The sequence below is a fragment of the Chryseobacterium sp. CT-SW4 genome, from assembly GCF_048572715.1.
Taxonomy (GTDB): Bacteria; Bacteroidota; Bacteroidia; order Flavobacteriales; family Weeksellaceae; genus Chryseobacterium.
Genome location: NZ_CP183840.1, coordinates 2,414,172 through 2,440,060, shown reverse-complemented (window position 1 = coordinate 2,440,060; position 25,889 = coordinate 2,414,172). Strand labels below are relative to the sequence as shown.

General features: G+C 36.8%; 22 protein-coding genes. 10 read left to right on the top strand and 12 right to left on the bottom strand.

Annotated features, from left to right (window positions below):
• The first annotated feature begins 5 nt into the window (after positions 1–5).
• The gene (ilvA, locus tag ABJ974_RS10940; protein WP_419868288.1) at positions 6–1,268 is read left to right on the top strand and encodes a threonine ammonia-lyase IlvA; all 1,263 of its coding nucleotides are present in this window, start codon (positions 6–8) and stop codon (positions 1,266–1,268) included.
• Between the two features lie 808 nt (positions 1,269–2,076).
• Here ilvA and ABJ974_RS10935 read toward each other — a convergent pair.
• The 3 genes from ABJ974_RS10935 to alaS form a co-directional block, all read right to left on the bottom strand.
• A complete protein-coding gene (locus tag ABJ974_RS10935; protein WP_419868287.1) occupies positions 2,077–2,313 on the bottom strand; it encodes a hypothetical protein in 237 nt (78 codons plus the stop codon).
• A 10-nt stretch (positions 2,314–2,323) separates the two neighbouring features.
• Positions 2,324–4,738 carry a hypothetical protein gene (locus ABJ974_RS10930; protein WP_419868286.1) on the bottom strand — a complete coding sequence of 805 codons (2,415 nt, stop codon included), beginning with the start codon at positions 4,736–4,738 and terminating at the stop codon, positions 2,324–2,326.
• A 253-nt stretch (positions 4,739–4,991) separates the two neighbouring features.
• A complete protein-coding gene (alaS, locus tag ABJ974_RS10925) occupies positions 4,992–7,595 on the bottom strand; it encodes an alanine--tRNA ligase (RefSeq protein ID WP_419868285.1) in 2,604 nt (867 codons plus the stop codon).
• 290 nt (positions 7,596–7,885) lie between these two features.
• Between alaS and ABJ974_RS10920 the strand changes: the two genes are divergently transcribed.
• The 4 genes from ABJ974_RS10920 (at position 7,886) to msrB (ending at position 10,356) form a co-directional block, all read left to right on the top strand.
• Entirely contained in the window at positions 7,886–8,440 is a 555-nt protein-coding gene (locus tag ABJ974_RS10920; protein ID WP_419868284.1) for a sigma-70 family RNA polymerase sigma factor, read from the top strand.
• Between the two features lie 68 nt (positions 8,441–8,508).
• A complete protein-coding gene (locus ABJ974_RS10915) occupies positions 8,509–8,724 on the top strand; it encodes a hypothetical protein (protein WP_419868283.1) in 216 nt (71 codons plus the stop codon).
• Positions 8,725–8,804: 80 nt separating this feature from the next.
• Complete coding sequence (locus ABJ974_RS10910; RefSeq protein WP_419868282.1) at positions 8,805–9,248, top strand: DUF417 family protein; 444 nt, start codon at positions 8,805–8,807, stop codon at positions 9,246–9,248.
• A 133-nt stretch (positions 9,249–9,381) separates the two neighbouring features.
• Positions 9,382–10,356, top strand: coding sequence for a peptide-methionine (R)-S-oxide reductase MsrB (msrB, locus tag ABJ974_RS10905; RefSeq protein WP_419870968.1), 975 nt, complete (start codon positions 9,382–9,384; stop codon positions 10,354–10,356).
• 87 nt (positions 10,357–10,443) lie between these two features.
• Here the strand turns inward: msrB and ABJ974_RS10900 are convergent, their stop codons facing one another.
• Complete coding sequence (locus tag ABJ974_RS10900; RefSeq protein WP_419868281.1) at positions 10,444–11,289, bottom strand: ABC transporter permease; 846 nt, start codon at positions 11,287–11,289, stop codon at positions 10,444–10,446.
• Positions 11,282–12,193: an ABC transporter ATP-binding protein gene (locus ABJ974_RS10895; protein ID WP_419868280.1), complete on the bottom strand. Its 912-nt coding sequence runs from the start codon at positions 12,191–12,193 to the stop codon at positions 11,282–11,284. Before ABJ974_RS10895 ends, ABJ974_RS10900 begins: the two co-directional genes overlap by 8 nt.
• Before the next feature lie 109 nt (positions 12,194–12,302).
• Between ABJ974_RS10895 and ABJ974_RS10890 the strand changes: the two genes are divergently transcribed.
• From ABJ974_RS10890 to ABJ974_RS10880, 3 genes are all read left to right on the top strand, one after another.
• On the top strand, positions 12,303–13,655 hold the full coding sequence (locus ABJ974_RS10890; protein WP_419868279.1) for an AAA family ATPase: 1,353 nt from the start codon (positions 12,303–12,305) through the stop codon (positions 13,653–13,655).
• A gap of 117 nt (positions 13,656–13,772) precedes the next feature.
• A complete protein-coding gene (gene prfB, locus ABJ974_RS10885; protein ID WP_419868278.1) occupies positions 13,773–14,885 on the top strand; it encodes a peptide chain release factor 2 in 1,113 nt (370 codons plus the stop codon).
• An 85-nt stretch (positions 14,886–14,970) separates the two neighbouring features.
• Positions 14,971–15,666: a DedA family protein gene (locus ABJ974_RS10880; RefSeq protein WP_419868277.1), complete on the top strand. Its 696-nt coding sequence runs from the start codon at positions 14,971–14,973 to the stop codon at positions 15,664–15,666.
• A gap of 44 nt (positions 15,667–15,710) precedes the next feature.
• Here ABJ974_RS10880 and ABJ974_RS10875 read toward each other — a convergent pair whose 3' ends face one another.
• The gene (locus ABJ974_RS10875; protein WP_419868276.1) at positions 15,711–16,580 is read right to left on the bottom strand and encodes an alpha/beta fold hydrolase; all 870 of its coding nucleotides are present in this window, start codon (positions 16,578–16,580) and stop codon (positions 15,711–15,713) included.
• A gap of 254 nt (positions 16,581–16,834) precedes the next feature.
• On the opposite strand from ABJ974_RS10875, the gene ABJ974_RS10870 reads away from it, so the two are divergent.
• Positions 16,835–17,716 (top strand): DUF808 domain-containing protein, encoded by an 882-nt coding sequence (locus tag ABJ974_RS10870; RefSeq protein WP_419868275.1) that lies wholly within the window; start codon positions 16,835–16,837, stop codon positions 17,714–17,716.
• A 67-nt stretch (positions 17,717–17,783) separates the two neighbouring features.
• On the top strand, positions 17,784–18,701 hold the full coding sequence (locus ABJ974_RS10865) for an acyltransferase family protein (protein ID WP_419868274.1): 918 nt from the start codon (positions 17,784–17,786) through the stop codon (positions 18,699–18,701).
• Between the two features lie 6 nt (positions 18,702–18,707).
• Here the strand turns inward: ABJ974_RS10865 and ABJ974_RS10860 are convergent, their stop codons facing one another.
• The 6 genes from ABJ974_RS10860 to proS form a co-directional block, all read right to left on the bottom strand.
• A complete protein-coding gene (locus tag ABJ974_RS10860; RefSeq protein WP_419868273.1) occupies positions 18,708–19,445 on the bottom strand; it encodes a DUF3667 domain-containing protein in 738 nt (245 codons plus the stop codon).
• Positions 19,446–19,623: 178 nt separating this feature from the next.
• Positions 19,624–20,751 (bottom strand): molecular chaperone DnaJ, encoded by a 1,128-nt coding sequence (dnaJ, locus tag ABJ974_RS10855; protein ID WP_419868272.1) that lies wholly within the window; start codon positions 20,749–20,751, stop codon positions 19,624–19,626.
• Between the two features lie 94 nt (positions 20,752–20,845).
• Positions 20,846–21,382, bottom strand: coding sequence for a nucleotide exchange factor GrpE (locus ABJ974_RS10850; RefSeq protein ID WP_419868271.1), 537 nt, complete (start codon positions 21,380–21,382; stop codon positions 20,846–20,848).
• A 71-nt stretch (positions 21,383–21,453) separates the two neighbouring features.
• A complete protein-coding gene (locus ABJ974_RS10845; RefSeq protein WP_419868270.1) occupies positions 21,454–22,788 on the bottom strand; it encodes an Nramp family divalent metal transporter in 1,335 nt (444 codons plus the stop codon).
• 114 nt (positions 22,789–22,902) lie between these two features.
• Positions 22,903–24,198 carry an OmpA family protein gene (locus ABJ974_RS10840; protein WP_419868269.1) on the bottom strand — a complete coding sequence of 432 codons (1,296 nt, stop codon included), beginning with the start codon at positions 24,196–24,198 and terminating at the stop codon, positions 22,903–22,905.
• A 110-nt stretch (positions 24,199–24,308) separates the two neighbouring features.
• On the bottom strand, positions 24,309–25,784 hold the full coding sequence (gene proS, locus ABJ974_RS10835) for a proline--tRNA ligase (protein ID WP_419868268.1): 1,476 nt from the start codon (positions 25,782–25,784) through the stop codon (positions 24,309–24,311).
• Between the last annotated feature and the right edge of the window lie 105 nt (positions 25,785–25,889).

Genomic DNA, 25,889 nt, shown 5'->3' with positions numbered 1-25,889 from the left:
ACCCAATGATGAAAGAAAAAACAGATTCGGTGGTTTTAGAGGATGTCTATAAAGCAGCTGAAAGACTGAAGAATGTAAGCGTCAAAACACCGCTTTCGGTCAATAATAATCTTTCAGCGGTTTACAATGCCCATGTCCGGTTCAAAAGAGAAGACCTGCAAAGGGTAAGATCCTATAAAATACGCGGAGCTTATAATAAAATGGCGACATTGTCTAAAGAAACCCTTTCAAGAGGAGTAGTCTGCGCCAGCGCGGGAAATCATGCCCAGGGAGTGGCATTTGCCTGTCATACGATGAAGGTGAAAGGAACCATCTTTATGCCTTTGCCGACTCCGGGACAAAAACTGGAGCAGGTAAAGATGTTCGGAGGGGACTATGTAGAAGTGGTTTTATACGGAGATACTTTTGATGAAGCCAAGGATGCGGCATTAAAATTTTGCAGTGATCAGGAAGGCGTATTTATCCATCCCTTTGATGATCATGCTATTATAGAAGGTCAGGCTACGGTAGGACTGGAAATTTTAGCGCAGTCTGAAGAACCCATCGATTATCTTTTCGTACCCGTAGGTGGTGGTGGACTGGCAGCCGGCGTTTGTTCCGTATTTCAGAAGCTTTCTCCTGAAACTAAAATTATAGGAGTGGAGCCTTCTACTGCTGCCAGCCTGGAAAAAGCAATGGAAAAAGGGGAGCCTGTTCTGGTGGAAAAGATCAGCCGTTTTGTAGATGGAGCAGCGGTACAGAAAGTAGGGAATCTTACCTTTGAAATCTGTCGGGACATTCTCTATGATGTAGCCACGATAGAAGAGGGAAAGATCTGTGAAACCATATTATCATTGTATAATAAAGATGCAATTGTAGTAGAGCCGGCCGGAGCCTTATCGGTCAGCGCACTGGAAAAATACAAAGAAGAAATCAAAGGAAAGAATGTTGTATGCATCATCAGTGGAAGTAATAATGATATCACACGTATGGAGGAGATTAAAGAAAAAGCACTGCTCTATGCCGGACTGAAACATTATTTTCTGGTAAGATTCCCACAGCGTCCGGGTGCATTAAAAACCTTTGTAATGGATGTGCTGGGGCCTAATGATGATATCACCACCTTTGAATATACCAAGAAAAACTCAAAAGAAAAAGGGATTGCCGTAGTGGGAATTGCCCTTAAAAACAATGAAGATTTTGATCCGCTTTTATATAAGATGAAAAAATATGATTTTTTTGTCAACTATCTTAATAATGATCCGTCTTTGATGAACCTTTTGATTTGATAAGTATAGAAGTAATCAAATAGAGAAAAAAATTTCGTATACAAAAATAATCGGATGTTTTCAACATCCGATTATTTTTATAAAGAGTCTGCTTTTCTTTTTGAGATTATTAAAAATATGGTTTTTAGTGAGAGGTTCCTCAGTTAATTAGAAAATAAAAGATTCCTCAATTCTTCGGAATGACATTGGTCGTCTAGCAGTGAATTTTTGTCATTTCGAGCGCAGGGAGAAATCTTTATCTATTTAAGCTGAATGATTATAGTCTATAAAGTTTCTGTTTATCAAAACCTATTCGATTCCTTGTATTGTGGTTAATATTCCAACATTGTTTTATGAAAGTGAAAGATTCCTCAATTCTTCGGAATGACATTGAACGTCTTGCAGTGAATTTTTTGTCATTTCGAGCGCAGGGAGAAATCTTCATTTATTTATGCTGAAAAATTGTAGTTTATAAAGCTTCTGTTTATCAATGTCTATTCGTTTCCTTGTATTGTGGTTAATATTCCAACATTGTTTTATGAAAGTGAAAGATTCCTCAATTCTTCGGAATGACATTGAACGTCTTGCAGTGAATTTTTTGTCATTTCGAACGCAGGGAGAAATCTTTATCTATTTAAGCTGAATGATTATAGTCTATAAAGTTTCTGTTTATCAAAACCTATTCGATTCCTTGTATTGTGGTTAATATTCCAACATTGTTTTATGAAAGTGAAAGATTCCTCAATTCTTCGGAATGAAATTGATCGTCTTGCAGTGAATTCTTGTCATTTCGAGCGCAGGGAGAAATCTATCTAATCTAATCTAATATTTAATTAAGCCCAGATAATTTTTCCGCATACACCGCCGAAAACTCCTTTCTATCTTCCTCTAGCTTTTCTCCCTTATCAGGCAGAATATAATTAAAAAGAATTTTCCCTTCCTGATCAATAAAAATAATTTCTTTCTCTTCACCGTCTATCATCTGGGCAAAAATTTCCCACATGGAAACATCTCTCAGCTTTAAGATATCAAAAAACTCTTCTGCTTTTATTTCTATTTTTTTCATATAATCAAATTTAAAATTCAAGGAATTTAAGTTTAAACTGGATAGCAAAATTTTGTTTGAAATTGGGAGTTGCGTAATATCCTACCCGGTAAAAAACGCCCAGATTAAAGTAAGAGGAAAGGAAGTTATTCCATTCCAGACCGACTTCCTGATACATACGATCCAATTTTCTGAACTGAAACTGATGGTATTCAGGATGCTTCATATCACCAATAGTTCCCCGAAAAACAAAATCAAAGCTGGAAACATTTTTTCCGAAACTTTTAAAATATAAAGGTAATTTATGGGTGAAATAATAAGCAATAAAACGGTCATTAAAGTACTTGCCGCCTTCCAGTGTGGCAAACCCCAGATAAGAGGTGAGGTTAAAATTAAAATCTTTTCTCGAAGATGCCAGCCCGTTCATCGTAAACTGTCTCCAAATCGGAGCTTCTCCTAACACCAATCCTCCGTATAAACGTACTCCTGTAGTTCCCAGCAGGGTTTTGAAATTATGATTAAAAAGTACGTCAAAACGGCTGTAATTAAAATCCCCACCCAGCATTTTAAAGCTCTGTTCATAATTAAAATAAACTTCCGGATATTTCTGATCAATGATGGATTTGCCCTGTGGTGTCATGATATTGGTAGAATTGGGAGAGAACTTTAAGGTAAATAAAGTGTAAAAGTTTTCAAAAGAAGAACCTTTATTCTGAAACTGATAATCAAACATAGCCTCTTCAAAATTTCTCCGGGCCGCAAATACCAATGTAAGACCGTTCGTAACATCATTAAGATAAGAAAGAGAAGCTCCTCGGTAGTGGTAATATTTATCATTATTAATATTATTACCCACATTCATCATCCGCATTTTAAAATTCCATAATCTGCGATAGAACTCTCCTGATGAGGTTACGTCATTATAATATTCTATCCGGAAAAATGAATTCTTTTCAAGGGTTGTTTTCATATCCAGTCCTATTCCATATTTCCATTTTTCATCTTTAAGTCCGTAAGCAAAATAATAATCCGGTGAAAAGTAAGGATTGAAAGTTTCATTGAGTTTAGCTTTCAGCCCAAGTCTGAATCCTTCGTAGAGGTTGTAGTTAACAATTTCATCCACTGCAAAATCTACAATTCCTGTGCGGATCTGTCCGTTAATTAATCCGGTTAATATCTGTGCTTTACTGTCAATATTATAAATTTTTCCCAGGCTGTCAATAGTGGTATAGGTATTTCTCTCTCTATCGGTCAGCGGATCTGTCCGGTATTGTTCCAGCGTTTTTCCGTCCATATTTTTTACGGAAAATGTATAACCTTTAAAATCCTTTTTATTTTCTTCAATGGGAGATTGAAAATCAAAATAACGGGAAGTTAAAAAAGCATAGGTCCCGAAGCTTTGTTTCTTTTTTTTATTATTGGGTTCATCATCTTTGGAATCTTTATCTTCTTCCATTGACATTTTGGTCATTCTCAGCTTTACCTTTTCATGGGCAAGGAACCATTTGTTGTTGTAGAATATCCAGGTACTTGTAATAATACCGTCGTTTTTATTTTTGCTGAAATTTTCAATTTTTTTAATGCCGTAAGTTTCCGTATCGATATAGATGGCACCGTTGTATTTTCTTTTCTTTGTCGGCTTTTTGTAATTGACCTCGCGGAAGCGGATGACGAAAGTTTTTCTGTTATCCACCTCAATGGTATCGGTAAGGAAAAAACGGTATAGCCCTCTGTTTTCCATTTTTAGCTGATTTGGAAGCTGATCCCTGTTGCTCTGCTGTAAAGCGATCATTTCATAGATAGGCTGTTTAAGTCCTGAAATCCTGTTATCCAGAATATTGATCTTTTCACCATATTTCTCCGAATACAGAAACTCCTGGGCCCTTTCCCAAAGGAATAATTTACTTTTGGAGAATATATTTCTGGCAGTAATATTATTTAAAGAATCCTTCTGTCTTTTTTTCTTAAAAAACTGGCTTTCATCAAAAAACTCGTTAAATTGAGAAATACTGTCTTCATCTATATCCAGGGAAACTTTTTCATAAGATTTAAAAGAATAGGAAGGTAAGCTTTTGGGTGAATTTTCTTTAAATAACTTGTTGACTTTTTTCAGAATAGCCAATGCTCTCGGATCACTTCTATCTTCAATGATTACTGTTTCAATAGCGGCAGTTTTAGAAGAGGTACTTATCAGGGAAACGGTTATTTCATTCTCTACAAGGGCAGTCTCGGGATAATAATGGTCAGCCTGGATACTGATGCTTTTACATGGGGTTCTGAAAGTGAGTATACCATTGGCATCGGTTTCGCCTAATAGCCTGTCATTGCAAAAAACTCTGGCATGAAAAACAGGGGATTGATTGGCTTCGTCAACCACTTTAATTGTTGACTGGGAGAAACCAAACATGCATATCAGAATACATATAACCGATAAAATTCTTTTCATGACACAAATGTGGACCAAAATTAATGATATTTCTCATTCTGAAAAAGTTTTTAAGATTTGTTATGATTATTAAGAAGAAGGTTTAGGGAATCTGGTTGGTTATCAGACATTGGAAAATCCTGATATAAGGAGTAATAATGAATAGTACTCAACTTTATTACTTTTTGGAGTTTGATATCCCATCAGTCTTTATAATATAAAAAAACGGACAAAATATTTGTCCGTTCTATATTGATTTGATAAAGTTTCGAAATTAAATATTTAATGCCTTCTGATAAGCATTTTCCAATCCGGCAAGGTTTTTCCCTCCTGCAGTTGCAAAGCCCGGGTTTCCACCCCCGCCACCTTGAATTTCTTTAGCTAAGTCTTTTACAATAGCTCCGGCCTGGTAGTTGGCGGCAAGATCATCGGATACGCCTACCGTAATCATCGGCTTACCGTCAGCGTCAGATAAAATGATGGTTACCGATGTTGGTATTTCTTTTTTAAGCTGGAACACAAGGTCTTTTACAGAGCCTGCATCCAGAGAAGTTCTTTTAACCAATAACTGCTTGTCACCTTTTTGTTCATAAGCATTTTTCCAATCGTTTACTTCTCCTTTTGCTTTTTCTTTTTTCAATCCTTCTACTTCAGATTTTAAAGAAGCATTTTCTTCAATCAGCTTTTCTATGGATCTTACCACATCTTTAGACTTAAGAAGCTGGCTAAGTTCCGTAATCTGTTTTTCTAAATTTTTGAAATATTGTTCAGACTGATCTCCCGAAATAGCTTCAATCCTTCTGATTCCTGCTGCTGCGGAACTTTCGGATATGATTTTGAAATGTCCTATTTCGCTGGTATTTTTTACGTGAGTTCCTCCGCAAAGTTCTCTTGAACTTCCAAACTGGATCATTCTCACATTATCACCATATTTTTCCCCGAATAAGGCCATTGCCCCTTTATCCAAAGCTTCCTGAATGGGAATATTTCTGAATTCCTGTAAAGCAATGCTGTCCTTTATCTTTTGGTTGACTTTATCTTCTACCAAAGCAAGTTCCTCATCCGTCATTTTACTGAAGTGGGAAAAATCGAAACGAAGATAATCCGGCCCTACATAAGAACCTTTCTGCTCTACGTGAGTTCCTAAAACCTCTCTTAAAGCCTCATGTAAAAGGTGAGTCACGGAGTGATTGGCCTGCGTGTTTCTTCTTTCGGCATGGTTTACTTTAGCATAAAAAACAGCACCTGCATCTTTCGGAAGTCCGTTGATCAGGGAAATAACCAAGCCGTTTTCTTTTTTAGTGTCCAGTACTTCAAAACTTTCTGCAGCATTTCCGAGTGTTCCTTTATCGCCGATTTGTCCACCTCCTTCAGGATAGAAAGGAGATTGGCTTAATACCACCTGATAAAATACACCGTCTTTATTTTCTACTTTTCTGTATCTTGTAATATAAGTTTCAGTTTCCGTAACATCATATCCTACAAAGGTTTCAGGTTTATCTTCTAAATTAACCCAGTCATAAACCTTTTGAGCAGAATCTGCTTTTGAGCGAAGTTTTTGCTTTTCCATTTCAGCCTCAAATCCTTTTTCATCAATGGTTAAGCCCTTTTCTTCTGCAATAATTCTCGTTAGGTCATCGGGAAAGCCATAAGTATCATACAATTCGAATACTTCTTCACTCGGTAATACGTTGGATTGATTGTCAATCGTTTGCTGAATTAATTTTTCAACCCTGATTAACCCGTTTTCAATAGTTTTTAAGAATGAGTCTTCCTCACTTTTAATTACCTCTGAAACCAGATTTCCCTGCTTTTCTATTTCCGGGAAAAATTGACCCATCTGCTCCTGTAAAACAGGAACCAATTTATATAAGAATGGTTCTTTCATACCTAAGAATCGGTAAGAATAAGAAATTCCTCTTCTTAAAATTCTTCTGATCACATACCCGGCTCCTCCGTTGGAAGGAAGCTGTCCGTCTGCAATAGCGAAAGAAACAGCTCTGATATGATCCACAACAACACGGATTGCAATATCTTTTTCATCTTCTAATGCTCCGGTATATTTTTTTCCTGAAAGTTCTTCCACCTTAGCAATAAGCGGGGTGAACACATCAGTATCATAGTTGGAAGATTTTCCCTGTAAAGCCATACACAAACGTTCAAAGCCCATTCCCGTATCAACGTGCTGTTTAGGAAGCTTCTCCAGGCTTTTATCAGCCTTTCTGTTGAACTCCATGAATACCAGGTTCCATACCTCCACTACCTGCGGATGATCCTGGTTTACAAGCTGAATTCCCGGAACTTTAGCTTTTTCCTCTTCAGATCTCAAATCGATATGGATTTCAGAGCAAGGTCCACAAGGTCCGCTGTCACCCATTTCCCAGAAATTATCTTTTTTATTTCCATTGATAATCCTGTCTTCGGCAATATGAGATTTCCAGAAGTTGTAAGCATCCTGATCTCTTTCAAGGTTCTCGGAATCATCTCCTTCAAAAATAGTGACATAAAGGTTTTCCTTCGGAATTCCAAATACTTCCGTAAGCAGTTCCCAGGCAAAAGCAATCGCATCTTTTTTAAAATAATCACCAAAAGACCAGTTTCCCAGCATTTCAAACATGGTATGGTGGTAAGTATCTCTACCCACATCATCCAGGTCATTATGCTTTCCTGAAACTCTCAGACATTTCTGTGTATCGGCAATTCTTGGAGCGGTAGGCTCTTTATAACCTAAAAAGAAATCCTTGAACTGCGTCATCCCGGAGTTGGAAAACATTAAAGTAGGGTCGTCTTTCAGTACAATAGGAGCTGAAGGAACAATAAGGTGGTCTTTACTTTTAAAATAATCTAAAAATTTTTGACGTATCTCTTGTGATGTCATAAGTTTTGCTTTGCTTTTAAATATCAATTTATGATAAGATGCAAATTTAATATTTTTAGGGGATTTACAGTCATTTTAGACTATATTCTATACCGAATGTCAATGGGAGCGGGCTTAAGCCCGCTTAATGAATGAATAAATCAATTGGCTTCAGCCCAAACTTAAAGATAGAAGCTCAAAAAGAGATTTATATTCTCTATATTTCCGGTTTATAAATCCATCCTACTTTTTGATATTAAATTTCCTAAAAACATTTATCTTCGTTAAGGATTTATATTATTTCAAAAAACATGACGAAAACTGAAGTTCTGAAAAGCTGGGTCGAGGACTATTCCGGACCGCTTTTAAGAAGAGCTGTTTATCTGCTTTCGGATAAGGAGGATGCAGAAGATATAGTACAGGAAGTATTTATATCTGCTTTTTCATCTTATGAGTCCTTTGAAGGGAAAAGCAAACCGCTTACATGGTTAACAACTATCTTAAATTATAAAGTCGCAGATTTTTACCGAAAGAAATATAAATCCGAACCGAATATCCGGTTAGATCATTTTTTTGATGAGTCGGGGTCCTGGAGACATGATGATGTTTTGCAGGATTGGAATATGTCAGATGAAGATAATCAGATCCTGGATGATTCGGAATTTAATAAAACTTTTGAGGAATGTATCGAGGATTTGCCCGTAAGATGGAAGATTCCGGTAAAAATGTATTACCTCCAGGAAAAAAAAGCACCGGAGGTAAGTCAGGAATTGAATATTTCTACGACTAATCTATGGAAGGTTCTTCAAAGAAGCAGAATGCAGTTAAGGGAATGTTTGGATTTTAACTGGTTTTCAAAATTGTAATGAATTAAAGGATGATAAAAAAGGTTATTCATTGGATGTTTTTACCATGTAGAGAAGCTACGCTACTTATGGAAAAAAGAAAGGCAGGAGCTATTTCTTCACAGGAGAATTGGAAGCTGTCGGTTCATTTGCAGATTTGTAAATGGTGTAAAGCGTATGAAAAAAAACTGAATATACTGGATGAAATTTTAGAGAAAAGATTTAAAAAAGAAGAAGAACAGGAAATTAATGATATTGATATTCAGGGTTTTAAAGAAAAATTAAGCAAGAGACTGGATATTTAAAACATTTTCTGTCAGGATTTTGAAGTTCCCCCGACTATACTTATGAAAATAAAAAAGTATTTAATTCAAAATCTAAAAACATGTACACAACTCACTCAGAAAACAACCCAAAAAGACTCGGTTATTATATTTCTTTATTCGGGGCAGCTCTCATTTTACTGTGGATTGGGATCTTTAAATTTACCCCTACGGAGGCTGATTCCATAAAGCCTTTAGTTGAAAATCATTTTCTGACTTTTTGGGTGTATAAAGTCTTTAATGTCCAAACGGTATCTAATCTTATCGGACTTGTAGAAATTATCCTTGCCATGGTATTGTTATTGAGTGTAAAACTTACAGGACTGAAAAAATTAGCAGGAATGGGAATGGTTGTTACATTTCTGATTACGCTCAGCTACTTATTTACGACTCCCAATATCTGGAGAACCGTGGATGGAATTTTAGTGCCAGATTTTTTCATTCTGAAAGATCTCATGTTTTTAGGATTTGGATTCACATTACTTCAACACAATGAAAACAAATAAAAAGGTAAAAATGAAAAATATATTAATAGTACTCGGCGTAGTGCTGGGTATTGCAGTATTCGCTGCAAAGTCAGGTCTTTTTCATTCAAAGGCCACAGTAGTAACAGAAACAGAAAATCAAAATCAGAAGATTATGGATAATACAAACATCAGAGAAATTTATTTTGCAGGAGGTTGTTTTTGGGGAACGGAACATTTTTTTCAACAGATCCGTGGAGTAGTGGCTACAGAAGTAGGGTATGCTAACGGTAAGACTTCAAACCCTACATATGAACAGGTAGTAAGTCATACTACAGGTTTTGCGGAAACAGTAAAAGTAAAGTATGATCCGGAGCAGGTGGATTTAAAACTGCTGATTGATTTATATTTTAAAACAATTGACCCTACGAGTCTCAACAAACAGGGAAATGACAGGGGAGATCAGTACAGAACAGGAATTTATTACACCGATAAAAACGATGAAAATGTAGTAAAAGGTGAAGTGGAAAAGTTGGCAAAAAACTATTCTAAACCGGTAGTGGTAGAAACCATACCTCTTAAGAACTTCTATAAAGCGGAAGACTACCATCAGGATTATCTGGATAAAAATCCGGGAGGATACTGTCACATTGAACCGGGACTTTTTGAAATGGCAAAAAATGCCAATCCTCTTCCGAAAGCCAAATATCAGAAACAGGATCAAAAAGCTTTAAAAGAAAAGCTCAGTCCTATCCAGTATCAGGTAACTCAGGAAAATGGTACGGAAAAACCTTTTCAAAATGAATACTGGGATGAATTTCGTGAAGGGATCTATGTAGATATTACCACAGGAGAGCCCTTATTTATTTCTACCGATAAATTTGAATCCGGATGCGGATGGCCAAGTTTCTCCAAACCGATCACTAAAAAGCTGATTGATGAGAAGCTCGACAGAACTTTTGGAATGACAAGGGTGGAAGTAAGAAGTAAAACAGGAAATGCTCATCTGGGACATGTTTTCAACGATGGTCCGCAGGATAAAGGAGGATTGCGTTACTGTATCAACAGTGCTTCCCTGAAATTTATCCCGAAAGAGGAAATGGAGAAAAAAGGATATGGAGAATATCTTCCATTATTAGATAAAAAATAATAAGAAGAGGCTGCCGGAAGGTGGCCTTTTTTCAATCAGTAAATTAAAAATAAAAAGTGATTCTGAAAAGAACCACTTTATTATTTTTTACCAATCTCTTTTCTTAAGAATCCAGTAGGATCCCAGAATAAAGAGGATTGACCATATAATACACGCAATCAAACTTTCTGTAGGATAGTGGAACTCGTACTTCAGTCCCATCATTTTGGCCATATTCAATCGCATCATTGGATTGGGAATAAGGCTGGACATACTTTCCAACGGTAAAAGATGGGTAATAAAGAAATCATTCTGTAAAACCTCATTCCTCTGAGGCCCCTGCATACCGCTTACTTTCTGAAAAGTTTCCACGGCTGTTAAAATCCCTTCAATGATCCAGTATACAAAGAAAGCAAGGAACACAAACATGGATTTCCTTAGTAAAATGGAAAGAAACATCAGGAAACTAAAAAAGGTAAACAGCTTTACAAAGTAATTTCCGATGAAGAAAATTTCTTTAAATACCATTTGGGAATCAGTAGTATTAGAATATTTATAGCCTAAAAACAGGGTAATCGCAAAAACAATTAAGGTGGAAATAACCGTAAAAATAGTAATGGTAAGAAGCTTGGAGCCTATAAACTCCTCTCTGCTTAATCCGTCGATGGTATTTTGCTTGAACATTCTGTTGCTGAATTCCTGACAGATAGAAAATACAATGATAAGTCCTAAAAATATTTTTAAAAGAGCTACAATCCATGTAGTAAAGTTCCATATTTCAGGGAAATTATAAATACCCTCTTCCTTAAGATTAACAGTTCCTCCGAAAAGATCAAAATCTACCAGCCCTATAAAAAGAAGGGCGATCAGGATAGCAAAATAAAGTATCGTGAAGATTTTAAATGGCCTGTAATTCAGGTTTTTATAATATTCTATTTTTAATAATTTAAGCATGGCTATTCGTGTTTTTTACAAGTTCAAGGAATTGGGTTTCAAGAGAAAGTTTTTTCTTCGTTAAATGAGAAAGGTAAATCCCTTTTTCCGCAAGTTTCTGGTTCAGCCCGGAAGCGGAGATAGAAGCATCATTACGTATTTGTGCTTTAATGACATCTCCTTCCTCTTTTACGGAAGAAAACCATTGAAGCTCTTCCAAAGCTGACAATAGTAAAGCATTGCTGTCTGCTTTCAGTTCAAAATACCCGCTGTTATTGGTCATTTCATCCACTCTCCCCGAATAAATGGCATTTCCTTCTTTCAGGACGATAACATGACTGCATATTTTTTCAATCTCATCCAGAAGATGGCTTGCAATGATAATCGTAATACCCTGTCTCGCAATACTGTTAATGATTTCTCTGATCTGGATGATTCCTTCTGGATCCAGGCCATTCGTAGGTTCGTCCAAGATCAGAACTTCAGGATTGTTTAACAGTGAAGAAGCTATCGCTAAACGTTGCTTCATACCTAAGGAATAAGTCCTGAACGCATCTTTTCTTCTTTCGAAGAGGCCTACGGTCTGTAATACTTCATCTATTCTCTGATAGGGTGCTCCTTTAATTTCGGCTACGATTTTCAGGTTGGTTTCCGCACTCAGATAAGGATAGAAATTCGGCTGTTCGATAATGGCACCTATTCTTTTCAGGGTATCGGAATCGGTCCCTTTCTTTCCAAACCAGTACCAGTCTCCACTGGTAGGATTGATAGTAGAAAGAAGCATCCCGAATGTGGTGGATTTACCACTTCCGTTTGGACCCAGAAGTCCATATACATTTCCCTTTTCGACGTCAAAAGAAATATTGTTTACCACAACTCTTTTGAATTTTTTTGTCAGATTTTTTACTGATAAAATCTTTTCCATGCAATTTTGCTTTACACTGTTACTAGTCTCTCTACTTTATAAATTGTTACAAAGAATGAATGGGTATTTAAGATTAAAATATTAAATTTGATCGTATTAATCGGTAACTATGAAGTTAATTGAACTTGCAGAAGAATTAAAAGTTTCAGCAGAAGCTATCAAACAGTTTATTCAGGATTTTGATTTGGATTTAGGAGTATGCATCAGCACCAATTTTGAAATCAAGAAAGGTTTCGAAAAATTTGCCCGTGAAAATGTAGATTTTTTAAGACAGTATGAAAAAGATCTGGATAAAACGAAAACGCTTGAAGAAATCGCTGAGACGATCAAGCAACCCAAAGAAAAAGTAGAGGAGGCCATTAAAGACACCCATCCTAATATTTTTGATAATGGTTTTTTCCGTTCCTCCATCTCCAGCTATGGAATAGATAATAAGCTGGGAGGTAATTATAAGTTTGTTTATGATTATTTCGGCCAGAAAACCAGTCTCCAGCATAGGGATTTTATAGGATACAGGGATTTGTTTTTTTATATATCCGGAGTCTTGGAACCCTTTCTCAATCCACAGCAGATTAAAGACTGGGGCATTAAGAAACCGGCAGGAATTGTGCTGTACGGTCCTCCGGGAAGCGGGAAAATTTTCTGGGCCAATAAAATTGCTGAGATCATCAGCTATCAGTTTAAAGAAGTTAAAAAACATTATCTCGGAACTTCCTTTGTTAATGGAAGCAAAACCAATTTTAATGATTTTCTTGTAAACATGATGAAGGATGACAGGGTACTTCTTTTCCTCGATGACTTCGATCAGATCATGATGCAGAGGACTGCTGAAACGGATGTCGCTTCCTGCAATCTGGAAACACAGGAAATTATCCTTCATTATATTGGAAAATTTGAAAAAGAAGACCTTTTAATGGTGGGTTCCGCCAATTCAGTAGCTGAAATTGATGAAGAAGTGTTGGCACCGGGAAGATTTGATGTGCTGGTTCCTGTTTTTCCTCCCAATGCCGCCGAGAGATCCGAAATTATTCTCTATTCCATGACCAAAGACCTGGAAGAAGATTCCCTGCTGTATAAAATTCTTAGGAAAAACAAAGCGGATAAGCTTCCTTTCTGGCATGGTGTTTCGGCACAGATGAAAACCTTTAGCAATACGATGGTAATTGATTTTACCCAAAGTTTAAAGAAAAGAATAAGAAACCTCTACCAGAAAACCAGAAATGAAAACCTCAAAATAGATCAGAACCTTTTAAATGGTGCATTAAGAGATTCCGCAGGAAAGCTTACCGAAGAATACCTTGATCAGATTGCACGTTTCCTCAATGATGTGATTATCAATAATTTTGATGAGTTCCAATACAGGGTTAAAGCCTTAAAAACGGAGCTGGATTCTTATAAAGTGGTGGAAGAGCCGAGAAGGGCAATCGGGTTTCATCATAACGGAGAAGAGGAAAAACCTTAATCAGAGGTGGAGATTGGAAAATGTAGACTAAAAAGATCATTTACCGAACATTGATACCTAGTAATCCTAGCTGCTTAATGACTCTTTTTCCGTATTTTTGCACAAAATAAAAAAATCGTGATTAGTAACGACCAGATAAAAGAAATTCAATCCAGAATAGAAGACCTTCATAAATACCTTCAAATTGAAAGAAAGAAGATAGAAATTTCCAATGATGATGAGAAAACGGCTGCTCCGGAATTTTGGGATAATCCTAAAGAAGCGGAAACCTTTCTAAAGCAGCTTCGATCCAAGAAGAAGTGGGTGGAAGACTATGAAGAAATCAGTACTCAGTTTGAAGATCTTCAGGTTTTAGTGGAATTTGCCAAAGAAGATCCCGATTCTGAAAAAGAGCTGGATGAAACTTTTCCTCAATTGGTAGAAAAGATAGAAGATCTGGAATTTAAAAATATGCTATCCAATGAAGGAGATGAGCTTTCTGCCGTATTGCAGATTACAGCCGGAGCCGGAGGAACGGAAAGTTGTGACTGGGCTTCCATGCTGATGAGAATGTACACCATGTGGGCAGAGAAGCAGGGATATAAAATCCGGGAGCTTAACTTCCAGGAAGGTGATGTTGCCGGGGTAAAAACCGTAACCCTGGAAATCGATGGTGAATATGCTTTCGGATATCTGAAAGGAGAAAACGGAGTACACAGACTTGTAAGAATTTCTCCATTTGACAGTAACGCAAAACGACATACGAGTTTCGTATCCGTATATGTTTATCCTTTGGTAGATGATACTATTGAAATCAACATAAATCCAGCCGATATCAGCTTTGAAACGATGAGGTCATCAGGAGCCGGAGGGCAGAATGTAAACAAGGTGGAAACAGCAGTACGTCTTCGTCACGCCCCTACGGGAATTATTATTGAAAACTCGGAGTCACGTTCACAGCTTCAGAATAAAGAAAAGGCCATGCAGTTACTTCGTTCCAGGTTATACGAAATGGAGCTGGAAGAGCGTATGAAAGCCAGAAATGAAATTGAAGCCAATAAAATGAAGATCGAATGGGGAAGTCAGATCCGAAACTATGTTATGCATCCGTATAAACTGGTAAAAGACGTACGTTCCGGTTATGAAACTTCAGATGTTGATTCCGTGATGAACGGAAATTTAACTCCTTTTCTGAAAGCCTTTCTGATGGCGGACGGAACCGCAGCTTCCGGTGATGATTTGGAACTGTAAAACCATATTGTGATTTTAGTTAAAAAATTATAATTAATTTCCTTTTGCCGCTTTTTAAACCTATTTTTGTGACTTATCAATACATATGAAAGATTTTAATACTTGGAAAGATTTATTAAACCCTGAGTTTTACATAGCGATGGGTGGTTTTTGGCTTGTTTTATTTATTGTTTTTGCGGAAACGGGGTTATTTGTAGGATTTTTTTTACCGGGAGACTCTTTACTTTTTGTTTCCGGAATTTATGCGGTGGACATTATTAAAGAAACATTTGGTTCTACGGGAAGTGATTTTATGGATACAACCATTCTTGCTTCGTGTGTAGCCTTAGCGGCTGTTATAGGAAATGAGGTTGGATATTATTTTGGCTTAAAAACCGGACCTGCATTATATAAAAGAAAAGATTCCCTTTTATTTAAAAAGAAATACCTTTACCAGGCTCATGACTTCTTTGAAAAACATGGAGCATTAGCCGTTATTATGGCCAGATTCTTACCGGTAGTAAGAACTTTTACACCCATTGTTGCCGGAATTGTAAAAATGGATAAAAAAGAATTTCTCAGAGACAATATTATAGGGGCCGTATTGTGGTCTTTCCTGTTAATTTTTGCAGGGCATTATTTAGATAAGCTTTTTATAGAACAGTTTGGTATTGATTTGAAGAAAAAGCTTGAGATCATTATTATCGTAATTGTTTTAATAACAACAGTACCTGTAATTGTGAAATTCCTATTTGGTAAAAAAGAAGCACCTTCGGACTTTGAAGACAGAACACTTGACTAAAATTGATTAAAAATAATGATAGATAATAACCTGCTTTGTGCGGGTTATTTTTTTATCCATTCCAGGATATTAGGATAAATGATGCTGTCTCTTTTCTTTTTGCTGAAAAAGCGGGGGGTATGACCTGTATTTTTCATAAAGATGAGTTTATGGGGAATGTTCTTTTCAGTAAGCACAGAATCCAGTTCCAGTCCCTGCTGCTGATTGACCAGGATATCCCTGTTCCCCTGAAATAGAAGAGTAGGTACATCAGTTACCTGGGCTACCGGACTTGCTTTTTTAAATTCCTCAGACAGGTTGTTACGGTCAAACTTGGTTCCTACCATTTTTTGCAGGGTAGGAGAAGTATATTTGGAATAAAATGATGCTAAAAATTTAGAAGAATAAAAATCCGTGGGACCGCTTAAAGAAATGATCTTCCTGATCTGTTCAGGATGCTGATATCCGTATAATAAAGCTAAATGTCCGCCCGCACTCTCCCCGAGAAGAATATAATTATCCGGAAGAAGTTCCGCATTATTGGTAAGGGAATTAAACTTATGAAGGGCAGAACCAATATCTTCAAGTTGTTCCCTGTAAGTAATTTTCTTCGATTTGGAGACCAGCCTGTAATTGATATTTATACTGGGAATATTATTTTTAAAAAGCATTTTCTGGATCTGGATCATGTTTTCTTTTTTTCCGTATTTCCAGGCTCCCCCGTGTACCAGAAGTACTACCGGAGAATCTTCAGGATATTGGGAAGGCAGGAATATATCCATCTTCTGCTTTTTATGTTCCCCGTATTTTAGATTGTAAATCTTTTGTTCGTTGTCGGTTCCGACCCAGACCCGGAATTTGGTATTACATGAATTTAAAATAAAGCTAAGGCATCCCATAACGAAGAAATGATACCTCATGATTAGCTTTTTCATAGATTGAATTAATAAGTAAAGAAATAAAATTTATTTTAATACAGCAACAGTTAAGCCATCAGGTCTGTTGCCTATATAATTTTACGGTAATTTCAGAATGTTAATCCTCTTGGAAAAGTGCAATGATATATGGAATTGTCAGAAAACAAAAATTTAAATTCATTTTATTTATACTTAAGAGTCGTGAAGCATATTATAACTCAAATTAAATATTTATTTTTGTGGCTTCATAAATATTAAAAAAAAATTAAAATATGGCATCTGGTTTTTTTGCAATTTTAGATGACCTGGCTGCATTAATGGATGATGTAGCGGTTACCAGTAAAGTAGCAACTCAGAAAACAGCGGGAATTCTAGGTGATGATCTTGCGGTAAATGCAGAAAAAGCAACAGGATTTATTTCCTCGCGTGAACTCCCTGTGTTGTGGGCGATCACTAAAGGTTCATTTGTTAATAAGCTGATTATTCTTCCCATTGCGTTCTTACTGAACTGGCTCTATAAACCTGCCATAGAAATCATACTTATCCTCGGTGGCTTTTATCTGGCATTCGAAGGAGTGGAAAAGATTGTTGAATTTTTATTTCACCGTAAGAAAAAAGGGCATGAAGTAATTGAAGAAAGCAAAAAACCTGATACCGACCAAAATTCTGAAAAATCAAAAATAAAATCGGCGATCACCACAGACTTTATTCTTTCCATTGAGATTGTGATCATTGCTTTAGGAACGGTTCTGCAGAAAGAACATCCGTTGTTGACACAGATAATATCTGTGACAGTAGTTGCATTTATAGCAACAGTTGGAGTATATGGTATTGTTGCGCTTATTGTAAGAATGGATGATGCCGGATTCAGCCTGATCAGAAAAAGTAAGGATAAAGGATTTTTTTCCAAATTAGGACATTTGCTGGTAAAAGCATTACCGGTGATTATTAAGCTGTTGGGAATTGTAGGAACCATCGCATTGATCCTGGTTTCCGGAGGGATTTTTTCTCACAATATCCATTATCTTCACGAATTACTTCCGACATGGCCGTCTACACTGAAAGAATTTACTTTCGGAATAACAGGTGGATTAATTGCCTTAGCACTTATTACGGCGGGGAAAAAAGTGTACTCTGCGGTCGTAAAAAAATAATGAATGTAGAGGTATGTGAATGCCAACAATAGAAGATGAAGGGGTCATTTAATAGGAACCAAAGGGTATGAGAAGTTTATCAATTGATATACTTAAAATCATACTGTCTTTTTTTGTGGTTTTTTTGCATATGCATGTTTTGAGGGACACTTATCCCTCTCTCAGTTATGTATTGGTAAACGGGCTTTTCAGAATTGCTGTTCCCGTTTTTTTAATTATTACCGGCTATTATTTCTTTTACATTGATACAAAAGATAAGCTCAGGAAGTGGCTGATACGGATATTTATTCTGTATGCCATCTGGACCCTTATTTATATACCTTTCTGGAAAGATGATCAATATATTCTGAATGTTTTATTCGGATATCATCATTTGTGGTATCTTATTGGAACCTTTTTTGCCGGAATTATTTTATATATTTTCAGAAAACAACCGGTTCGTACATTATCCGCAGCTATTTTTATTTTGTTTTGTATCGGCTATGCCTTACAGTTTTTGGGAAGTATTCATTACTTTAAAGGAGAGCTGGATATAGTTTTAAATACTTATCCGTCTTACAGAAACTTCCTATTCGTATGTTTTCCTTTTCTGGGTATTGGATTTCTTCTTAAAAAGCAGAATATAGAAACCCGTTTTAGTCCCTCGCGAGTGGTTGTTATTCTATCCGTAATACTTGTTATGGGTGAAGCTTATTTTAATTATAAAATTCTGGGGCTGAATACAAAAGAAAGTATAGACCTTTTATTCTCTTTACTGATTGCCTGTCCTGTGGTATTTTTATATTGTAAACATATAGTAGTTCCTACCGATTCTAAGATCCTGGCCAGTATATCTACGGCAATTTACCTGGTCCATCCGCTGATTATGATATGGATTTTTGATCTGAATCTTGGAATGTGGGAAGATGTTGTTTTTATTCTTAGCCTTTTAGCAGTAAGTTTTCTTTTGGTTGCTATCAATAGGAAAATTAAATACTTACTTTAATCAGTTTTATGAGCTGAATTTTGTCAAAATCATACCTATAATAAGGGTGAAAATAAAATAAGTAAAAGGTACAGCAATAGTTCTGCATACTAAACTTAATACTTTATAACTGAATCCAGAAAAAAACTGATAATAAGCCCAGATGGAATAAATTAAAGAGGTGAAACCAATCACTGAATAAATGAGGAAAAGCCCCGAGATATCCGTATAAAAAACAGAAATTATAGTAAATGTTAAAATAATAATTAATTGAGCTGCGACTATATAAGAGTTTAAAACAAGATGTTCTGAGTAATTCAGTTGAGCCTTTCTAAACCATAAAAAGCTGAACAAAGAATATATGGGGATAGTTAATACCGGAATCCATTTAGGATATTTATCTTGGAAATTTTGCATGGTATTATAAAGTTCTACTTCTTTAGGAGATGATATGATATCTGCTAATTTAATACCGGAATAATATTCTAATAAACCCGAAATACCTATAGCAATAAAGATTAAAGTAATAAAATTGAAATAATTAACCCTTTTCCCTTGTATATACTCTCTGATGCTGTGTCCTGGTCGGGTAAATAGTTGTTTAATGGTGAATAGAATTCCTTTGTCCATATGCCAGATGCCGTGAACGAGATCGTGCTTAAAGAGATGCTGTAATGAATAACGTTTAGTGCTAGCTTTTTGTCCACAGTTGCTGCAGAAGTTCCCATCTATTGACTGTTCGCAGTTTAAACAATTTTTCTTCATCCTGTTTTGTTTTTTTATTACATAATTACTTATATAAATAGTTTATGATATTTATATATAAATAATATTTGTAATATAATGTAGAATATGTGTTTTTTTAATTATTATGGAAAGCGAATATACGAAATATAGATTTAGGCTTTCTATATAAAAAAGAGACCGTAAAGGTCTCTTAATATTAATTGAATAAATCTTTTACTTTCTCAAAAAAAGTTTTTTCTTTTCCGGAGGGCTCTGCGACCATTTCTCCGCTTGACATTTGGTTTTCAAAGAATTCTTTTTGTTCCTTAGTAAGCTTTTGAGGGGTCCATACATTGATATGAATGAACATATCACCTTTTCCATAGCTGTCAATGCTTGGAAGACCTTTTCCTGCCAGCCTTAATATTTTTCCGGATTGTGTTCCAGCCTCAATGGTGATTTTTACTTTACCACCTACGGTAGAAACTTCTTTTTTAGTTCCCAATGCAGCTTCTGCAAAGGAAATATATAATTCCTGATGAAGGTTATCACCCTCTCTTTTAATTACTTTATCTACCTCTTCCTCTACGATTACTAATAAGTCTCCCGGTGTTCCTCCAAATGGAGCATCATTACCTTTTCCTCTTACGTTAAGCTGGATTCCGTCTCTCGCTCCTGCAGGAATATTGATGGTGATTTCCTCTTCATCTTTTATAAGTCCCTGAGCGTTGGCTCCGGCCGGAATTTTATCAGCCACTTTACCTATTCCCTGGCAGGTTCCACAGGTGGTTTGTGTCTGCATTTGCCCAAACATCGTGTTCATTACTTTTACCTGAACTCCCGAACCGTTACACGTAGGACATGTTTTTGAAGTAGCACCTTCTGCTACTTTCATCTTTTTGACCTTAAGAGTTTTCTGCGTTCCGTTGATCATCTCTTCAAGGTTCAGCTTAATTCTGATTCTTAAATTGGAACCTTTTACCTGCTGATGACCTCCGCCGCCAAATCCGCCAAATCCTCCGCCGCCAAAATGACCACCAAAGATATCTCCAAACTGGCTGAAAATATCTTCCATATTCATTCCGCCGCCGAATCCGCCACCGCCGAACCCGCCGTTTCCGCCTACTCCTGCATGACCGTATTGATCGTATCGGGCGCGTTTTTGCTCATCACTTAATATTTCATAAGCTTCTGCGGCTTCTTTAAACTTCTCTTCAGCAGTTTTGTCACCCGGATTTTTATCTGGGTGATATTTGATTGCCATTTTACGGTAGGCCTTTTTGATTTCATCAGCTGACGCGGACTTGCTTATTTCAAGAACCTCGTAATAATCTCTTTTTGACATGATTTATTATGATTATTATTGATAAATGATAAAATGTAAATGTAAATCAATGAGAGTTTCATTAAAGACAACCATCATCCATCATTTATTAATTTTAATTTCCCGTTACCACTTTTGCAAAACGGATCACCTTATCATTTAAAGTGTATCCCGTTTCAATAACGTCTACGATTTTACCTTTCAGCTCTTCGGATGGAGCAGGGATCTGAGTGATCGCTTCATGAAAGTCTACATTAAAAGTGTCTCCAGGGTTTACTTCCATGCTTTTCAGACCTTTTTCGCCTAATTTATTTTTGAATTTCTGATAAATAAGCTCTACTCCCTGAAGATCGGACGCACTGCCGTTCTTTGCAATTTCTTTAAGGGCTCTTTCAAAATCATCCAAAACACCCAACATAGAAATCATCATATCCTGATTGGCATATTGGAAAAATTCCATTTTTTCCTTTGCTGTTCTCTTTTTATAATTCTCAAATTCAGCATATAATCTAATGTAACGGTCCTTTTCTTCTGCCAAAAGTTCTTCTGCAGTAGGCGTTGCTGTCACATTTTCCGATGAAACAGTTTCATTCTGAGGATTATTTTCTTCCTGTCTATTGATGTTTTCTTCGTTGATATCCTGATTTTCCATAATTCAATAACTTTTTACAGAATTGTTTGACAAAGACTTTGCCAAATAGAAAATCAGGACATTAAGGCAGATTACTCGCCAAAGAATGTTTGATAGAGCAGATAAAGATTTAGGACAATGATAATGAAAGTAATGATCCACGCACTGATTTTGAGGAAAGGTTTGTTGACAAAACTTCCCATCTTTTCTTTATCGCTGGTAAACATAACTAAAGGCACCACCGCAAAGCTAAGCTGCATGGAAAGGATCACCTGGCTTAATACCAATAATTCCGTGGTTCCTTTTTCACCATATAAAATAGCCACGATTAGCGCAGGAATGACCGCGATAAGCCTTGTAATAAGTCTTCGCAGCCACGGCTTTAATCGTATGTTTAAGAAGCCTTCCATGACAATCTGCCCGGCCAGTGTTCCGGTAAGGGTGGAATTTTGCCCTGAAGCCAGTAAGGCTATGGCAAATGCTATACTGGCCATTGATGCTCCCAGGATAGGGGCCAGCATCTTGTAGGCATCGTGAATATCAGCCACGTCTTTATTTCCGGTAGTATGGAAGGTGGCAGCCGCAAGAATAAGAATAGCTCCGTTGATAAAGAAAGCCAGCAATAACGAAACGGTGCTGTCCAACGTTGCAAATTTTATTGCTTCTTTTTTACCTTCTTTATCACGGTTATAATTTCTGGTCTGTACAATACTGCTGTGAAGGTAAAGGTTGTGTGGCATTACCGTGGCACCCAGGATCCCGATTGCAATATACAGCATGGCTGGGTTCTGGATAATTTCCTTTTGAGGAACCAGTCCTCCCAATACGGCATTAAGTTCGGGTTGGGAAACAATGATTTCGTAGACGAAACACGCAAGGATAATGAATATAAGTCCTCCCACAATACTTTCGATCCACCGGAAACCTTTGGACTGCAATAAAAGTATCAGGAGCACATCAATGGTGGTAATCACAATTCCCCAGGTAAGCGGAATGTGAAAAAGAAGATTTAAAGCGATGGCGGAACCTATTACTTCTGCAAGATCACAGGCGGCAATGGCTATTTCACAAAATATCCACAGCATGAAATTAGTCTTCGGTCCGAAATGATCTCTGCATGCCTGGGCCAAATCCCTTTCTGCAACTACACCCAGCTTTACGGATAGGTGTTGCAGGACCATAGCAAATATGTTTGAAATAAGCACTACGGAGAGTAGGGTATATCCGAACTGGGCTCCCCCCGCAATATCGGTGGCCCAGTTTCCCGGGTCCATGTACCCGACTGCAATCATGAGCCCCGGACCGGCAAAAGCAAGATATTTTTTCCAGAAACTCCCATTTTTAGGGACGTTAATAGATGAATATACTTCCGGTAATGAATGGAGGGTTTTATCTTTTCTCCAGGCTCTTTTTATATTGAAATTCATAATTGTTAGAAATGACTAACAAATTTAATTAAAATAAATGAACAAAGAAAGGGTATGAAAATAAAAAATCCCGGAAACTGCTTTCCGGGATTTAATTTATAATAGTTCTAAGTCTTATTTAGCAAATCTAATAGACATTTTTCTGTCCACAGCTCTTTCAGCATCTGAAGCGCTGGCATCTACAGTAGCAAATTTACTACCATAACCTTCAGCTCCTAATACCTGAGCTCCTACACCTGCTTTTTCTAATGCAGACTTGATGAAATCAGCTCTGGCCTGGGATAATTTAACATTAGCCGGCTCATTACCTGTTTTATCTGTATATCCTCCGATTTTAATTTTAGCATCAGGGAATGCTTTTAAAATAGCTACAAGGTTATCCAATTGACCCTGAGATCCCGCTTCCAGTTCGCTGGAGCTTCCCAGTTTAAAGTTAACGTGGTCAAAATCATACCATGTATCTTTTAAAGCACTGTCATCTGCTGCATTTTTATAACCGCCTGATTTTAAGAAGGTAATCATTCTGTCTTCCAGACCTCCTTTGTACCCTTTAAGGGCAACACCGTTAAGGTCGATATCCTCGTCTACTTTTGTAGCAGTTACGGCTGAACTGTCAGAAGGTACCGTAGCTACTGCACTTTCAGAACCTGTATTGGCAGAATCTGAGATCGTTGTAGTAGTGGTAGTTTCTTTTTTGTTGCACTGCTTCCATAGGAAATATCCTGCTGCTAACAGCAATAAAAGCGGAAGTAACCATTTCCAGATAGAACCTCCTCCGTCATTGTTATTATTACGGTCAATATGAGTTCCTGTAGGAGTAGTACTTCTTGTAACTTCTACTTTCGGATCTTCATGGGAAGAAACTTTGATCTTATCATTGTCAAAGGCATATCCTTTAGCCCAATCTCCGATGTTAAGAGAAGCTAATGATAATCCTGCCGGTAACAAAGTAGAGACAATCCCTTTTTGGTCATTTAAAAGACCTGCAATTCCGGATTTATCCAAATTATTATCAGCTGCATATTTTCCTAAAGTTCCTACTGTTGCTCCCGTTACCAAATTAAGAAGAGAGCTGGAGGTATTATTACTGATTCCTGCAAATGTTGCTATAGAATTCACTAATCCACCTACTTTGTCTCCAAAAATTGATGACAGTAAACCGGTAACAACAGAATTGTTGGAAGTCCCTCCCAATAAGTTTCCTAAAAGACCACTTGAAGAAGCATTGGTAATAGCATCTAATACCCCAGGATTATTTGCATTGTTTGCTAATCCTCCAACAACTGCAGGCAACAGACCTCCAATTGCTTTTGAAATTCCTGATTCACTTTCTCCAAACTGAGATGAAGCCTGTGAAATTAAAGCGGGACCAAGTTGTCCTTTGATTAAATCAATAACATTTAACGACATAATAAATTTATTTTTAAAATTAATGTTGGATAAATTTAAAGAAAATTTTGCCTAAATGTTCTTTTTTTAGAAATTATTTAACAGATTTCTGATAAATTATTATAAAAATGTTAATAAGCTTTAGCAAATAAAACCCTTCTTTTAGATGGTTTTCCGGAGATTAATGACACGCCTTCTTCTATATCATCATCCAGTGGAATACATCGGATAGTAGCTTTAGTTTCTTCTTTAATCTGCTCTTCTTCTTCAGCCGTTCCATCCCAATGAGCATAGATAAAGCCTCCTTTTTCTTCTAAAACCTTCTTAAATTCTTCATAAGTATCTACTTTGGTGATATTATCCTTTCTAAAGTTGAAAGCTTTCTCATAGATATCTTTCTGAATAGTTTTTAAAAGCTCTTCGATATAAATATCCAATCCTTCCATAGCATGTGTTTCTTTGGTAAGGTTGTCTCTTCTTGCTATTTCAACGGATTTGTTTTCCAGATCTTTCGGACCGATGGCTATTCTTACCGGAACACCTTTCAGTTCGTATTCAGCAAATTTCCAGCCCGGTTTATTTTGGGTGTCGTTATCGTATTTAACGGAAATTCCTTTAGCTCTTAATTTACTTTGTAATTCCAAGGCTACTTCACTGATTTGGTTCAGCTGCTCCTCTCCTTTAAAAATAGGTACAATAACCACCTGAATGGGAGCTAACGTCGGAGGTAATATCAATCCGTAATCATCAGAATGGGTCATGATAAGTGCTCCCATCAGTCGGGTGGAAGTTCCCCATGAAGTAGCCCATGCATGTTCTATTTTTCCTTCCTTGTTGGTGAATTTCACATCAAAAGCTTTGGCGAAGTTCTGTCCTAAAAAGTGGGAAGTACCCGCCTGAAGAGCTTTTCCGTCCTGCATTAAAGCCTCGATGCAATAAGTTTCATCAGCCCCCGCGAATCTTTCGGATGGAGTTTTTAATCCTTTAATCACCGGGATTGCCATAAAGTTTTCTGCAAAGTCAGCATACACATCATTCATTTTTTCCGCTTCCTCAATAGCTTCTTCCTTTGTAGCGTGGGCAGTGTGTCCTTCCTGCCATAAAAATTCGGCAGTTCTCAAAAACAAACGTGTTCTCATTTCCCAGCGAACGACATTGGCCCATTGGTTAATAAGAATAGGCAAGTCTCTGTAAGACTGGATCCAGTTTTTATACGTATTCCAGATGATCGCTTCTGAAGTAGGACGTACGATAAGTTCCTCTTCCAGTTTCGCATCCGGATCTACAATCAGTTTATGAGGATTATCAGGATCGGTTTTTAATCGGTAATGGGTAACTACGGCACATTCTTTGGCGAAACCTTCCGCATTCTTTTCTTCAGCCTCAAATAAGCTTTTGGGCACAAAAAGCGGGAAGTATGCATTCACGTGACCTGTTTCTTTAAACTTTCTGTCCATTTCGTCACGCATTTTTTCCCAGATAGCGTAGCCATACGGTTTGATTACCATACAACCTCGCACTCCTGAATTTTCAGCTAAATCCGCTTTTACAACCAATTCGTTATACCATTTGCTGTAATCTTCGCTTCTTGAGGTTAATTTTGCCATTATTTTTTAATTTATTTTTAACTTTTTTATATTATTTTTATCTAAAAATAAAAACTATTTTTGTTAGATTTTTTACGGGTGTTTGGTACATTTTTGGTACAAATT